Origin of the sequence: Shinella sp. CPCC 101442 (genome assembly GCF_024704725.1) — a bacterium.
Taxonomy (GTDB): domain Bacteria; phylum Pseudomonadota; class Alphaproteobacteria; order Rhizobiales; family Rhizobiaceae; genus Shinella.
The window spans coordinates 218,831-233,490 of sequence record NZ_JALIQS010000005.1 but is presented as its reverse complement, the minus strand read 5'-3'; the positions used below and the strand labels follow the sequence as shown (position 1 = coordinate 233,490).

General features: G+C 62.6%; 11 protein-coding genes and 1 pseudogene. 6 read left to right on the top strand and 6 right to left on the bottom strand.

Features of this window, described 5'->3' with window-relative positions:
• Nucleotides 1-98 precede the first annotated feature (98 nt).
• The 3 genes from MUO32_RS20140 (at nucleotide 99) to MUO32_RS20135 (ending at nucleotide 8,923) form a co-directional block, all read left to right on the top strand.
• The gene (locus MUO32_RS20140) at nucleotides 99-7,586 is read left to right on the top strand and encodes a putative Ig domain-containing protein (protein ID WP_257950169.1); all 7,488 of its coding nucleotides are present in this window, start codon (nucleotides 99-101) and stop codon (nucleotides 7,584-7,586) included.
• Nucleotides 7,587-7,888: 302 nt separating this feature from the next.
• Complete coding sequence (locus tag MUO32_RS29400) at nucleotides 7,889-8,359, top strand: recombinase family protein (protein WP_374708695.1); 471 nt, start codon at nucleotides 7,889-7,891, stop codon at nucleotides 8,357-8,359.
• A 72-nt stretch (nucleotides 8,360-8,431) separates the two neighbouring features.
• Entirely contained in the window at nucleotides 8,432-8,923 is a 492-nt protein-coding gene (locus MUO32_RS20135; protein WP_257950168.1) for a hypothetical protein, read from the top strand.
• Nucleotides 8,924-8,966: 43 nt separating this feature from the next.
• Here MUO32_RS20135 and MUO32_RS20130 read toward each other — a convergent pair whose 3' ends face one another.
• From MUO32_RS20130 to MUO32_RS20115, 4 genes are all read right to left on the bottom strand, one after another.
• On the bottom strand, nucleotides 8,967-9,134 hold the full coding sequence (locus tag MUO32_RS20130; RefSeq protein WP_257950167.1) for a hypothetical protein: 168 nt from the start codon (nucleotides 9,132-9,134) through the stop codon (nucleotides 8,967-8,969).
• Nucleotides 9,135-9,260: 126 nt separating this feature from the next.
• Nucleotides 9,261-10,832 carry a GMC family oxidoreductase gene (locus tag MUO32_RS20125; protein ID WP_257950166.1) on the bottom strand — a complete coding sequence of 524 codons (1,572 nt, stop codon included), beginning with the start codon at nucleotides 10,830-10,832 and terminating at the stop codon, nucleotides 9,261-9,263.
• 77 nt (nucleotides 10,833-10,909) lie between these two features.
• Nucleotides 10,910-11,440, bottom strand: coding sequence for a gluconate 2-dehydrogenase subunit 3 family protein (locus MUO32_RS20120; protein ID WP_257950165.1), 531 nt, complete (start codon nucleotides 11,438-11,440; stop codon nucleotides 10,910-10,912).
• 57 nt (nucleotides 11,441-11,497) lie between these two features.
• On the bottom strand, nucleotides 11,498-11,893 hold the full coding sequence (locus tag MUO32_RS20115) for a VOC family protein (RefSeq protein ID WP_257950164.1): 396 nt from the start codon (nucleotides 11,891-11,893) through the stop codon (nucleotides 11,498-11,500).
• Nucleotides 11,894-12,106: 213 nt separating this feature from the next.
• Here MUO32_RS20115 and MUO32_RS20110 point away from each other — a divergent pair, with 213 nt between their 5' ends.
• Entirely contained in the window at nucleotides 12,107-12,415 is a 309-nt protein-coding gene (locus MUO32_RS20110) for a ribbon-helix-helix domain-containing protein (protein ID WP_257950163.1), read from the top strand.
• A 310-nt stretch (nucleotides 12,416-12,725) separates the two neighbouring features.
• Here MUO32_RS20110 and MUO32_RS20105 read toward each other — a convergent pair whose 3' ends face one another.
• Nucleotides 12,726-13,067 carry a hypothetical protein gene (locus MUO32_RS20105; protein WP_257950162.1) on the bottom strand — a complete coding sequence of 114 codons (342 nt, stop codon included), beginning with the start codon at nucleotides 13,065-13,067 and terminating at the stop codon, nucleotides 12,726-12,728.
• Nucleotides 13,068-13,704: 637 nt separating this feature from the next.
• Here MUO32_RS20105 and MUO32_RS20100 point away from each other — a divergent pair.
• The gene (locus tag MUO32_RS20100) at nucleotides 13,705-14,196 is read left to right on the top strand and encodes a hypothetical protein (protein WP_257950161.1); all 492 of its coding nucleotides are present in this window, start codon (nucleotides 13,705-13,707) and stop codon (nucleotides 14,194-14,196) included.
• On the opposite strand, the pseudogene MUO32_RS29395 reads toward MUO32_RS20100, so the two are convergent.
• Nucleotides 14,091-14,318: pseudogene (locus MUO32_RS29395) on the bottom strand (hypothetical protein); the annotation flags it as partial. The gene MUO32_RS20100 and the pseudogene MUO32_RS29395 sit on opposite strands and share 106 nt — an antisense overlap.
• On the opposite strand from MUO32_RS29395, the gene MUO32_RS20095 reads away from it, so the two are divergent.
• Nucleotides 14,248-14,658 carry a hypothetical protein gene (locus tag MUO32_RS20095; protein ID WP_257950299.1) on the top strand — a complete coding sequence of 137 codons (411 nt, stop codon included), beginning with the start codon at nucleotides 14,248-14,250 and terminating at the stop codon, nucleotides 14,656-14,658. The pseudogene MUO32_RS29395 and the gene MUO32_RS20095 sit on opposite strands and share 71 nt — an antisense overlap.
• Nucleotides 14,659-14,660: the final 2 nt, after the last annotated feature.

The window sequence follows — 14,660 nt, the reverse complement described above, 5'->3', positions numbered from 1 at the left end:
ATCGTAATCCCGCTCCGGCATTTCAGCGTGTTATCGCGCGGCCTTTCTCGGTACCGGCGTCCTGCCTTGGGCGGTTTGTGTCGGCCACGCGGCTTTTCATGGCTGCTCTCCCCGGCTCTAAGCGCGAGCGGCGTACCGTGGCCATGCAAATTCCTTCTGCCGATGCCATCAAGGCGCCGAAATCCGTATCGGCAAAGCTTTTTGGCCTGGTTCGCGCCCCTGCGTTGGGGGGACTGCTCTGGCTGGCCGGCACCGCTGCCGCCCAAGCTTGCACATGGAATGTGGCGTTCACCGCCGTCGGTGACACACAAACGATCACCACCAGTTCCTGCGAGACGACCTGGAACGGCGACTACAGCAGTTTCTACAATACGTCGATGGACATCACGAACGACTATGGCCTCGGTGCAAACAACGGCACCGGTGCGATGGAGGCCGAGAGTGCGTCTGGAAGCAATGGCGGAGAGTATGAATTCAAGTTCGACATCGATACCGCCCAGCTCGAGATAAAGCTGCTGACTGCCCCGCCTTCGGGCACGGATACCTATTCCGGCTACATGTTTACGGGCGCGAACAACGCCAATCCTCCGATTGCCGATACGCCTGCGGTGATCAATTTCACCTATGCTGTGGCGCCAACGGTGACGGCGGTGTCTCCAACTGCCGGCCCGACGGGTGGTGGCATGACGGTCGTCATCACGGGCACCGGGTTCTCGGCTGCGGCTGGCACGGGGGCGGTGAAGTTCGGGACGACGAATGCGACCTATACGATCAACAGCAACACGCAGATCACGGCGACGGCGCCGGCCGGTTCGGTGGGCACGGCGGACATCACCGTCACAACGCCCGGGGGCACGAGTGCGGCGAGCGCGGCGGATCAGTATACCTACGTGGCGGCGCCGACGGTGACATCGGTGTCTCCGACAGCGGGTCCGACGAGTGGTGGGACGACGGTAGTCATCACGGGCACCGGGTTTTCGGCTGCCGCTGGCACCGGGGCGGTGAAGTTCGGAGCGACGAACGCGACCTATACGATCAACAGCAACACGCAGATCACGGCGACGGCGCCAGCCAATTGGGCAGGCACGTACGACATCACCGTCACAACACCCGGGGGTACGAGCGCGACGAGTGCGGCGGATCAGTACACCTATGTTTCGGCGCCGACGGTGACATCGGTGTCTCCGACAGCGGGTCCGACGGCGGGCGGCACGACGGTCACCATCACGGGCACAGGTCTAACCAGCGCGACGGCGGTGACGTTCGGCGGCACGGCGGCGACCGGGTTTACGGTCATTAGCGACACGCGGATCACAGCGACGGCGCCGGCCGGTTCGGCGGGCACGGTGGACATCCGCGTCACCACCGTCGGCGGTACGAGCGCAACGAGCGCTGCTGACCAGTACACCCACGTGGCGGCGCCCACGGTGACGTCGCTGTCTTCGACAGCGGGCCCGACGGCGGGCGGCACGACGGTCACCATCACGGGCACAGGCCTAATCAGCGCGACGGCGGTGACGTTCGGCGGCACGGCAGCGAGCGGGTTTACGGTCATTGACGACGCGCGGATCACGGCGACGGCGCCGGCCGGTTCGGCAGGCACGGTGGACATCCGCGTCACCACTGTCGGCGGTACGAGCGCAACGAGTGCTGCCGACCAATATACCTATGTGTCCCAGCCGACGGTGACGTCGGTGTCCCCCACCGCGGGCCCAACGGCGGGCGGCACGACGGTTACCATCACAGGCACCGGGTTCTCGGCTGCGGCTGGCACGGGGGCGGTGAAGTTCGGGGCGACGAACGCGACCTATACGATCAACAGCAACACGCAGATCACGGCGACGGCGCCGGTGAGTTCGGCGGGCACATACGACATCACGGTTACGACGGTGGGTGGGACGAGCGCGACGAGCGCTTCCGACCAATACACCTATGTCGCGCCGCCGGTGGGCAGCAGCTTCACCTATGGATCGATCGTACCGTACAATGTCGGCTCGAACACGAGCGTGTCGATCAGCGTGGCGGGCAATGTCACCAACACTCCGACCAGCTATGCGGTCGGCTCGGCGACGACGGCCCAGGGCGGCTCTGTCAGCATCGACAGCAGCGGCACGGCGACCTATACCCCGCCGGTCGGCTACCGCAATGCCAATGACAGTTTCACCTTCACGGGCACCAATCTGGGCGGCACGTCGAGCCCGGCCACGGTGACGATTACGATCGGCAATCCGACGATTACGGTATCACTGGCCTCGACCACGGCCACGGTCGGCAGGACCTATAACGGCGGCAGCGCTGCGGTGACGGTCTCGGGCGGTCGGGCCTCCTACACGATCAACAGCATCAGCGGCCTGCCATCAGGCCTGACCGACAGCGGCAGCGGCGTCATCAGCGGCATGCCGGATACCAACGGCGTCTTCACGGTGAGCGTCAACATCACTGACAGCTCGCTCGGGGCAGGTCCCTACACCGCCAATGCGACGGCGACACTGACGGTCTCGCTGCCGCCGGCGCCGGTGGTCTCGTCCACGGCGGTATCGGGATTCGTCTACAATACGGGCTCGGCCTCGGCCACGACCTTCAGCCTTGCGGCGCTGGCGACCGAAAGCCCGACCGGCTTCCAGGTGGGGGCATCGTCCTATGGCGCGGCGGTCAGCGTCGATAGCGCCGGTCTTGTCAGCTATACGCCACCCGTCGGTTTCCGCGGTACTGACGTCTTCAACTATGTCGCGACCAACCAGGGCGGCACCTCAAATGTCGGCCAGGTCTTCGTGACGGTGAACGATCCCGTCTTCTTGGTCACGCTGCCGGCCGCCACCGGCACGGTCGGCGAGGCCTATAACAGCGCGATGGCGGCCGTCAGCATCAGCGGCGGTAATGCTCCCTATTCCAATTTCTCGGCCACAGGCCTGCCTGGCGGCCTGTCGATCAGCAGCTCGGGCGTCATTTCCGGCACGCCGACGGTGGCGGGCAATGCCACGGTCGTGATCACCGCAACCGACAGTTCGGGCGGAAACGGCAGCTATACCAGCACGGCTTCGGCCAGCCTCACCATTGGCGCTCCGACGATCACCATCAATCCCGCGACGCTGTCGGACGCAGGCATCGGCGTGCCGTACGGTGCGACGCTGACCAGCACGGGCGGTCTTGCTCCGGTGACCTTCGCGGTCACGGCCGGATCGTTGCCTGCAGGTCTGGCGCTCGATCCCAATGGCTCCATCTCGGGCACGCCGACGGGGGGCGGAACCTACAACTTTACCGTCACCGCAACCGACAGCGCGACGGCATCCGGCCCCTATACGGGTGCTCAGGCCTATGCACTGACCGTCGATGCGGCAACGATCGTGCTATCGCCTGCGGCGGGTGCTCTGCCGGGCGGAACGACAGGTCTTGCCTACAGCCAGACCATCACGGCGGCGGACGGAACGGCACCCTACAGCTATGCCGTTACCGCGGGCGCGCTTCCCGCCGGCCTCACGCTGGCGGCGGGCGGTACCGTGTCGGGCACGCCGACAGCCAGCGGCACATTCAACTTCACGATCACGGGAACGGACAGTTCGACCGGACAGGGTCCCTATTCGAATTCAAACGCCTATTCCGTGATGATCGTCACGCCGACGATCGCTCTCTCGCCAGCTGCGGGGGCACTGCCCGCCGGTACGGCCGGCACGGCCTACAGCCAGACCTTTACCGCCTCGAACGGCACGGCGCCCTATAGCTATGCCGTCACCAGCGGCACGCTGCCAAGCGGCCTGACGCTGACCGCTACCGGTGATATCTCGGGAACACCCGATGCCGATGGGTCCTACAGCTTCGATGTGACGGCGACCGACACCCATGGCGCCACGGTCACGGCAAGCTACAGCCTGGCCATCGGCGCCCAGCTGCCGATTGCCAATGCGGTGACGTTGACGGTGGCGGCCAATGCGTCGGCCCAGCCGGTGACGCTCAATATCACGGGCGGCGCGGCCAGCACGGTCGCGGTGGCGACGGCGGCCTCGCATGGCACGGCGACGGCCTCCGGAACGACGATCACCTACACGCCGACGACCGGTTACTCCGGCACGGACAGCTTCACCTACACGGCCACCAATGCGACCGGCACATCCTCGCCAGCAACCGTGACGGTGACCGTGACGGCGCCGACGATCGCTCTGTCGCCGGCTGCGGGGGCACTGCCTACCGGCACGGCCGGCACGGTCTACAGCCAGACCTTTACCGCCTCGAACGGCACGGCGCCCTACAGCTATGCCATCACCAGCGGCACGCTGCCGAGCGGCCTGACGCTGACCGCTGCCGGTGAGATCTCGGGAACGCCTGAGGCGGGCGGGAGCTACAGCTTCGATGTCACGGCGACCGATGCCTATGGCGCGATAGGAGTGGCAAGTTACAGCCTCGTCATCGGCGGACAGGTGCCTGTCGCCAATGCGGTGACGTTGACGGTGGCGGCCAATGCGTCGGCGAAGGCGGTGGCGCTGAACATCACCGGCGGCGCGGCCAGCACGGTCGCGGTGGCGACGGCGGCCTCGCATGGAACGGCGACGGCCTCCGGAACGACGATCACCTACACGCCGACGACCGGTTATTCCGGCACGGACAGCTTCACCTACACGGCCACCAATGCGACCGGCACATCCTCGCCAGCAACCGTGACGGTGACCGTGACGGCGCCGACGATCGCTCTGTCGCCGGCTGCGGGGGCACTGCCCACCGGCACGGCCGGCGCGGCCTACAGCCTGACCTTCACCGCCTCGAACGGCACGGCGCCCTACAGCTATGCCGTCACCAGCGGCACGCTGCCGGGCGGCCTGACGCTGACCGCTGTCGGTGAGATTTCGGGAAAGCCTGAGGCGGGCGGGAGCTACAGCTTTGATGTCACCGCGACCGATGCCTATGGCGCGATCGGATTGGCAAGCTACAGCCTCGCCATCGGCGGACAGGTGCCTGTTGCCAATGCGGTGACGCTGACGGTCGCGGCCAATGCATCGGCCAAAGCGGTGACGCTCAACATCACCGGTGGTACGGCGACATCCGTTGCGGTGGCCTCGGCCGCAGCACATGGCACGGCAACGGCCTCCGGCAAGAAGATCACCTACAAGCCGGCCGCCGGCTACTCCGGCACGGACAGTTTCACCTATACGGCCACCAATGCATCTGGCACGTCGTCGCCGGCAACCGTCACCGTGACGGTGACGGCACCAACGCTTGCGCTCTCGCCCGCGGCGGGTGCGCTGCCGGAGGGCACGGTCGGCGGAGCCTACAACCAGACGTTCTCGGCCAGCAAGGGCACGGCACCCTACAGCTATGCGGTCACGTCAGGAGCGCTGCCGGCGGGCCTCACGCTGGATGACGCGACGGGCAAGCTCGGCGGAAAGCCGACGGCGGCGGGCAACTTTGCCTTTGCTGTCACCGCAACGGATACCCATGGAGCCATGGGCACGGCAAGCTACAGCCTCGTCATTGGCGGACAGGTGCCTATCGCCAATGCGGTGACGCTGACGGTCGCAGCCAATTCGCCGGCCAAGGCGGTAACGCTGAATATCACTGGCGGGGCCGCGACGTCCGTTGCCGTTGCGACGGCCGCCTCGCACGGCACCGCGACGGCCTCCAAGAAGGCGATCACCTACAAACCCGTCGCCGGCTATTCCGGCACGGACAGCTTCGCCTACACGGCCACCAATGCATCCGGCACGTCGTCGCCGGCGACCGTGACCGTGATCGTGACGCCTCCGAAGATCGTTCTGTCGCCGGTAGCCGGTACGCTGCCGCGCGGCACGGTCGGCAAGAGCTATCGCCGCGCGCTGACCGCCTCGAAGGGCACGGCGCCATACAGCTATGCGGTCACGGCGGGAACGCTGCCGGCAGGCCTCACACTCGATGGAGCAGCGGGCACGATCGGCGGGACGCCGTCGGCGGCAGGCAGCTTCGGCTTCACCGTTACCGCAACCGATGCCTATGGCGCGACGGGATCTGCCACCTATGAGATCGTCGTCAAGGTGCCTGTCGTGATCTTCGCCTTCACGCCGCCCGCGGGCAACCTTGGCAAGACGATGGCGGGTGAAGCCTATAATCAGCAGATCAAGGCGACCGGCGGCACGGCGCCGCTGCTCTACAGTCTGGCCTCCGGCAAGCTGCCGAAGGGCATGGTGCTGAATGTCTCGACAGGCGAACTGACCGGTCCGCTCGATGCAGCGAGCAAAGGTAACTATACCTTCAGCATCGCGGTCCGCGACAACAACGGCGCCACCGGTTCGGCAACCTATTCGCTGAGTGTCACCGCGCGTCAGGTCACGGCCTCGAACCATGTGGTGGACGTTCCTGCGGGCGGATCGCCTGCCGATGTCTACCTCAACGGTGGTGCAACCGGTGGACCGTTCACCGCAGCCGAGACGACCTTCGTGGAGCCTGCCAATGCCGGCACGGCGAAGATCATCCGCGGGCAGGTCGCCCAGGTGGGGCCGGTGGGCGAGCCGATCGGCTGGTACCTGCAGTTCAGCCCGAACCCCGCCTTCTCCGGCGCGGCAAAGGTCGGGTACCGATTGGTGAGCGCACTCGGTTCTTCCAATGTCGGGACGGTCACCTACAATCTCCATCACGACGTCCAGCAGGTCGCAGAGGACATCGACGCGCTCGTGCGGGGTTTCGTGGAGACGCGCCAGGGTCTGATCGCCAATGGCATCCATGTGCCGGGTCTTCAGGAGCGGCGGCAGTTGGAGCAGGCGACGGATACCGTGACGGCGCGCATGACGCCTTCGGAAGACGGCATGACGGCGAGCTTCTCTACCAGCCTTGCGCAGATGGATGCCGCCCGCGATCGTGCCGACGGTATTGAAGGTGCGGCTTCCTCCGCCTTCAACGTCTGGGTCGACGGTGCCTTCCTGGCGCACAAGCGTGACCAGAACGGCGGCAAGTGGGGCAGCTTCGCCATGCTCAATCTGGGCGCCGACTATCTGATCTCGGACAAGGCGCTGGTCGGTCTGTCCTTCCATCTCGATCGGATGACCGATCCGAGCGACGCGGATTCGGAACTGACCGGCAACGGCTGGCTCGCCGGCCCCTATGCTTCGCTGGAGATCGGCAAGGGCGTGTTCTGGGATACGAGCCTGCTGTATGGCGGCTCGGCGAACGACATCGACACAGCCTTCTGGGACGGTTCGTTCGACACGCAACGCTGGATGATCGACACGGCCATCAAGGGTGAGTGGCAGATCGGCGAGGCGACGGTGCTGACGCCGAAGCTCAGGGCCGTCTATTTCAACGAAAAAGTCGACGACTATACGGTGCACAACGACGATGGCGAGGAGCTGGATATCGATGGCTTCGACGCGGAACAGTTCCGGGTGAGCCTCGGTGCGGAGATCGCACGCTCCTTCACGCTGGAGAGCGGCGCGACGATGACACCGAAGCTGGGCGTGACCGCCGGTTACGCAGGCCTCGACGGCTCGGGCTTCTACGGCTCGCTCACCGCCGGTGTCGCCATGCAGACCTTGGACTTCTGGATGCTCGAGGCTAGCCTGCTGCTCAATATCGAGGGCGACGGCCAGAAATCCGTCGGTGCAACCGTGCGAGCCGGAAAACAATTCTGACCAAAGGCTGCGAGGAGGCATATCTTCCTCGCAGCGGCCGCTCCTGTCGTAGGGTAGCCTTCTCTGCGAGATGATTGAGGACAGTCTCTATTTCCGCCCACTGGGCCTCACGAAGAACAGTTTACCTATCTCAGGTTTTCGGCGATTGTGAAGGCAAGGTGGTTGCACTTACCGACGGTGCCGCACCGCCTACGATCGCCTAGCGTCAGCCCCCTTTGAATTGGAACCACTGGAAGACTCCGCTGAATAGCCCCTAGATTTGTAGACGCCTTCTTTCCTAATTTTGAGGCAAGAAGAGCATCATGAGCAAATCTAGGGGCTATTCACCACGCGGAAAACTGTGGTCCCCGTCCACCCTCATTGGTTCGGCTGAACGTGGTTCAGGAATACTGCAAAATCCGATTTATATTGGCCACCTTGTATGGAATAAAAATCGGATGGTCAAAGATCCAGACACTGGTAGGCGCGTCAGCCGGTCGAATCCGCCAAGCGAGTGGGAACACGCAAGCATACCCGAACTACGAATCATATCAGATCATTTGTTCGAGGCCGTCCGACAGCAATTGACAGGTCGGTCAATTAATAACGGGGAGATCGGGTCGCAACGCCGTCCGAAGCGGCTGCTATCTGGCCTTCTGAAGTGTGGCGCATGCGGCTCTGGAATGGCCGTTTCGGGTTTGGACAAGACCGGACGAACGCGGCTGCGCTGTTCAGCACATGTAAATTCCGGTGCCTGTACTGCTCCGAAAACCTTTTATCTAGATGATGTATAGGTCCTGACTATTGACAGCCTTACACGCGAACTTGCCACTCCTACTCAGATTCATGCATACGCCCAGACGTACATGTCGACGCTCCATAAAAAAGTGGAAGACGATGACGCGCGGCGAAAACACATTGGCCGCCGGTTGGCTGTAATAGAAAAAGATAATGAGCGACTGACCGATATGCTTATAGACGGCATTGGCGACAGCCGCGTAATCGACAGTCGCATCAAAGCGCAAGCTCAAGAAAGGACGCAGCTAGAAAACGAGATCAAAACTCTCCCTCAACTCCGTAGCATCTCCGTACATCCATCAGCAATCAAAGCGTTTGCCGAAAAGATTTCAGTTCACCGCCCAAAGTTTGAGATGGCGTTGTACCTACTGGACGAGATGGGAGAACTGTCTCGGCTGATTCGGGAGATAGTGAAATCGATAACGGTAAGCCGAGACGATGAAGGGCGCTTGCACCTCGCTGTAGAAAGCTGGCTAGACCCGTTTCTCCACCCAAAATCCGAGCTCATGAAAGCACACAGGGGATGGGGGGCTGTATCGTTGGTAGCGAAAGCAGTCTGAAGCGAACTCGTCTCGGAAGCAGGTTTCCCTGATATTGGTTGATTTACAGGGATTTTTCGATTTTTCGGCTGCTCTTATTATAGACCATCGGAAAATTCCTAAATTCAATCAGGCGTTTCGAGAAATTTCCCGGCAGCGAAAACAGGGAAATACAATGCGTATACGCGGCAAGGGGAATAGCAAGGTAGGCGAGAACGGCGGTGGCTTTCATGTTTGCTCCGTTTGGCACACGCAAAAGACGGCCGGCCGAAGCCGGCCGGAGGTGGCACGGCTCGATGGAGCCGCTCGCGATCCTCCCCGGCCGCCCGGAGGCGGCCGGGGAGGATCGCGGTAAACCTCAGATCGACCCGGCTCCCATCTCCTTGGCAATGTAATCGGCCTGTCGGATGGCAAGCGTGACGATGGTCAGCGTCGGGTTTTCGGCAGCTCCCGTGGTAAACTGGCTACCGTCAGAGACGAACAGGTTCTTGATGTCGTGCGTCTGGCCCCATTTGTTGACGACGCCGTCCTGGGCCTTCTCGCTCATGCGGTTGGTGCCGAGATTGTGCGTCGAGGGATAGGGTGGCGTCGGGAAGCTGCGCGTCGCGCCGACCGCCGCATAGAGCGCCTCGCCCTGCTTGTAGGCATGGTTGCGCATGGCGATATCGTTCGGGTGGTCTGTGAACCAGACATCCGGGATCGGCATGCCGTATGTGTCCTTCAGATCGCCGTGCAGCTTCACCGCGTTCTGTTCCTGCGGCATGTCCTCGCCGACGATCCAGAGGCCGGCCATGTTGGCGTAGCTATCCATGGCGGAGGCGAAGGGGCGGCCCCAGCCGCCGGGATCGAGGAACGCCGCCATGAAGGGCACGCCGAGCGCCAGCGTCTCCAACTCATAGCCGCCGACGAAGCCGCGCGACGGATCGTGTTTCGCCTCATCGCGGACGATGCCGGCCATGGTGGTGCCGCGGTAGAAATGCACCGGCTTTTCGAACACCGCATAGACCGAGCCCGTCGTGTGGCGCATATAATTTTTGCCGACCTGGCCAGAGGAGTTTGCAAGCCCGTCCGGATATTTGCTCGATGCGGAGTTGAGAAGGAGGCGTGGGCTTTCGATGGAGTTGCCTGCGACGCAGATGATGCGGGCCTTCTGGCTTTGAAGCTTGCCGTCCTTGTCCGCATAGACGACAGCCGTCACCTTGCCACTGTCGTCATGCTCGATCTTGACGACGTGAGAATTCGGTCGCACTTCCAGCCGGCCGGTCGCTTCGCCCTTCGGGATTTCCGTATAGAGCGTCGACCATTTGGCGCCCCATTTGCAGCCCTGGAAACAGAAGCCGGTCTGCTGACAGCTCATGCGGTCGTCGCGGTCGGCCGAATTGATCGCCATGTTGCCGGTGTGGCATTCCTTGTAGCCGAGCTTGTCGGCGCCAGCCTTGAGAATCTTGAAGTTGTTGTTACCGGGCAGGCCCTCGATGCCATGGGTGCGGGTCACGCCCATCTTGTCTTCGGCCTTGGCATAGTAGGGCTCAAGTTCGGCGAGTGTTACCGGCCAGTCGAGCAGGTTGGCGCCTTCGACCTTGCCGTAGTGGGTGAGCGTCTTGAACTCGTGTTCCTGGAAGCGCAACGATGCGCCGGCCCAGTGTGTCGTGGTGCCGCCGACGGCCTTGACGATCCAGGCCGGAAGATTCGGAAAGTCCTTCGAGACGCGCCAGCCGCCGCCCGTCGTGCGGTGGTCGAGCCAGGCGAGCTGGGCGAAGCTGTCCCACTCGTCGTTGATGAAGTCCTCGTGTTCGATGCGTGCGCCGGCCTCGAGCACGACGACGTCGATGCCCTTCTGCGCCAGTTCATTGCCCAGCGTGCCGCCTCCGGCACCAGAACCGATGATGACGACCACGCCATCGTCATTGAGATCATAAGGAGCTGTCATGGTTTCCTCCCGAAACATGTGCGGTCGGCGTCAAAGCCGCGGTCGCGCCTCCTCCGGCGCGTTCCGTCATACCGCCGTCAAAGCCATTCGATGTCGTCGAAGCCGCGGGCGATGTAGCCGCCCTTGGAATAGGATTCGCCCTCGTAGCCGAAATGCGGCCACAGCTCCTTCTGGTTATAGAAGGAGACGACGAGATCGCCGCGCACCGCCTGGAAGAAGGGCGTTGTCTCGATGTCGCGGAGAATCTTCACACGGTCATCCTCCCAGCCGAGGCCGCGATAACCGCCCTCGCCGGCCCGCTTGTCGAGATCGGCGACGCCCGCCTCGATCAGCTCCTTGTGCGCCGCATCTGTGCCGGCCTTGGTGTCGTGGCCTTTCACCGCGATGGCATAGAAGCGGTCGGCGACCGTATCATGCGGGTAGATATCTCGAGCAAGCTTGATCAGCGTCGCCATCGTCTCCGGCTTCAGCGCTGCCGTCTCCAGGCCCCAGGCCTTGTCGGCGCTGATCACCGCACCGCCGGTGATGATGAGTGCCGCGCCAATCGTGCCGCGCTTCAGAAGCTCGCGGCGGGAAAGTCCCGGGCGCTGCTCGTAGATCGTCGTCATGTCAGGTTCCTCCCATTGTGTCTGAGACCGGCGGTCCACCTCCGGCCGCCAGCCCGTTCATTTGAAGCGGCCGTGCCGTTGCAGGACTTCGATCCTGTAGCCGTCCGGATCCGTCACGAAGAAGAAGCGGGCGAGAAGGCCGCCGTCGCGATTGAACTCGACGATCTTGCCGGTGGTGAAACCGAGCCCCGAGATGCGGGCATGCTCGCCGTCGAGGTCGGTGACCGATACGGCGAGATGGCCGTAACCGTCGCCGAGATTGTAGGCTTCGGTGCGGCCCTTGTTGATCGTCAGCTCGAGTTCGAACTCGCTCTCGGCATTGCTCATGTAGACGAGCGTGAAGGTCTCGAACTCGAGCCTGTCGGCGACCGCGAGCCCGAAGGCCTTGTTGTAGAAATCCGCGGACCGGTCTTCGTCCAGAACACGGATCATCGAATGAATGGACTTTGCCACGCTGCCCTTCCCCTGCTTGCGGTACGACTTGCGGAGTGAAGATAGCGCCCAGAATCACGCCCGTGGGTAGCAGCCCATTACCGCACGCCGATTTTCGTTTCTGGAGTTTTACGCGAAGGATTTTTCGTGTTTCACGACGACACGGGATGATTTGACCAAAATCAAAGGCCGCCGCATAATCGCCTGTATAAAAACAAGACTGGAGGATAAACCATGTGTGAGGTCTTTGCGGGCCAGGACCCGCAACGCTATCGGCCTGTCAACCGCTCGGTGCGGATCGGCGGCCATTCGACGAGCATCCAGATCGAGGCGGCCTTCTGGGATTTGCTCGACGAGATGGCCGCGGGCCAAGGCCAATCGACATCCCGCTTTCTCTCGACGCTCTATGACGAGGCGCTGGAAATCAACGGTTCGGTGTCGAATTTCGCGTCTCTGCTGCGAACGAGCTGTCTCATCTTCATCATGGGTGATACGAAGAAATGTGACGGCGCGCGGGAGTTCCACATCGTCGCCGCAGAGTAGACGGACCGATCCGAGCCGCAGACTATGTCGACCAACTTCGCAAGCGGCGAACAGCGTCCCCACTCGCCTGATTGTCACGATCGGCCGTCAGCGTCTCGAACATATGCTGCCGAATACGGCAGCCATCAGTGGCTGAAGCGCATACTTGATCACCAGCCGACACCCGCCGAAGACAGAATCCTGCCCTCAAGGCTCGGAGGTTCTTGGCGAAGCCTATATCCGCGATGCAAAGGGCTGATCGTGCCCGCGGCTCGCATGGGACATTGAACGGTTCATCATTCCAGAGCGGCCGAATTGGCTTGCACGCCGGCTACTTTTCTCGAACGTGCTTGTAAACCGTCGTTCGCGATAGATCGAGCTTGCGCGCCGTCTGCGAGATGTTGCACGCCGTTGCCCGGTAAACAGAGCGGATTTCCCGGCATTTCGCTCGGCTCAACGGGCGCGACCGGCAGAGATCACAACTGTCCTGATCCGCGTGCGCCGGGATACCGATATCCTCGAAGCAGCTTTCGTCGACAAAGGGCGCGCGGCGACGCAGCAGCGCGCGCTGCAACGTTGTCCTCAGTTCGCGGATATTTCCAGGCCAGGGGCGGAGCGAAAGGGTAGCAATCGCCGCGTCGGTTATGGGTATTCCTGGTGCGAGGCTTTCCATCAGGTGACGCACGATCTCCTCGTCTTCCCCGAGCGCGTTGCTGTAGACGCTCTCACACTGGCATGCCCGATCATGGCGATCGACCGTCCGAGGCTTTCGGCTGGCGGCATTTCCGCGCCACAGAGAGGGCGTGCCTGCACCTGGCGGCACAATCCGCAAAACGGACATCTGGAATGCCGCTGGGCGACCGATCCTCTTCCTCAGGAAGGGGACAGTCGGCGGTCCGTTCTGCCGACCGCGGCGTAGCGGCTTCATCGCCGCCGCGCTTCCCCACGATCGCAAACAACATCTAGCATCCTGCAGCACGCAACGGCGACATCACCCGCCTTGCGAAGGTTTGCCGTTGCCGATCGATGAACACCACAGGAGAACTCACATGTTGATTACAAGTTGGATCGCATCACCAAGACCGCCGCAACCAACAACGGTCCCCCGCCGCTGGAGCGAGAGGTCATTTTCTCGACCGTCATACTTTATCTGTTGATCTGCGGTGCCTTGCTCATCGTCCACTACCTGCAACCGTCCAGGCAGGAGACCCTCACCTCCTCGTCGTCACCGTCCCATCAGGGGTTTTCGACCTCGACGAGCAACTAGGCTCCGTCAACCCACGCCAACACGACAGAAGAAGAGGCGAAATATGAACACGTTGGAAAAGGTCGGCGTCGCCGCATCGGAGAAGGTCTGGATTCGGCTGCTGGCCGATGACCAGGACGCGATTGCTGTCGCTCGCGAAGCCTGGAAGGTCGACTTTCCGTCTTCGGAAACGAGCCTTACGGAGGACGATCTCTACTATTATTTGCCTGTAACGCTGACATTGCAATTGGGAGAAGAATTCCACGCCGAGACAGTCGTCTTTGCGCTCGGCGACGGCCCATTGATCACGCTGCAGACGACGCCCGATCTGGCGCCACTCGACCGTTTCGTACACCGGCTGACCGGCAACCCGGCAATTGCCAAAAGCGGAAAGGACGCGATGCGGATGATGCTGCGGGCGATGAACCTGGCCTCGGCCTGGCCTGCCCCCTGCAAACGGGGATCGATCCCGAGCGAGCGCAGGAACATGATGCGCTCCGTCGACCCGACCAGATTCTCCGCACCCGGTGCGTCGGGTGCGGAGCGCAGCCAGTGAAAGCGCGTCTGCCCGTTTGCTGGATCAACGGCCAACAGGGCATCAAGGGTTTTGAGTTTCTCGGGATCGAGATCAGAGATCAGCGCACTCTCAGCACGACGGCGAGCAACGGCGCGGGCCGCGCCCTTTTCAGGCACGGTCGACCTCGGCTTCACCAACGGCCGGATCTATACCGGCGATCCCGGCCTGCCCTGGTGCCAGTCGCTGGCGATCGCGGGCGGCAAGATCATCGCGCGCGACGAGGTTGTGCGATCAATAAGACGAAGAGCAAGCGGCTCCTTAAAAGGCAAACCGAAACAGCGGCTTGGCTGCGCACGCTCTCCGTGTATACTGACCTCAACGGGGGATGAGCAAAAATTGAAATTGCGCAAGGCTTTCGCGGTTACTGGAGTGTTTGCACTGGCCGTCCTAGCAGCAGCGTCGGCGGCAGCCGATGAGCGCACGCCCAAGGAAATCCAATAAGC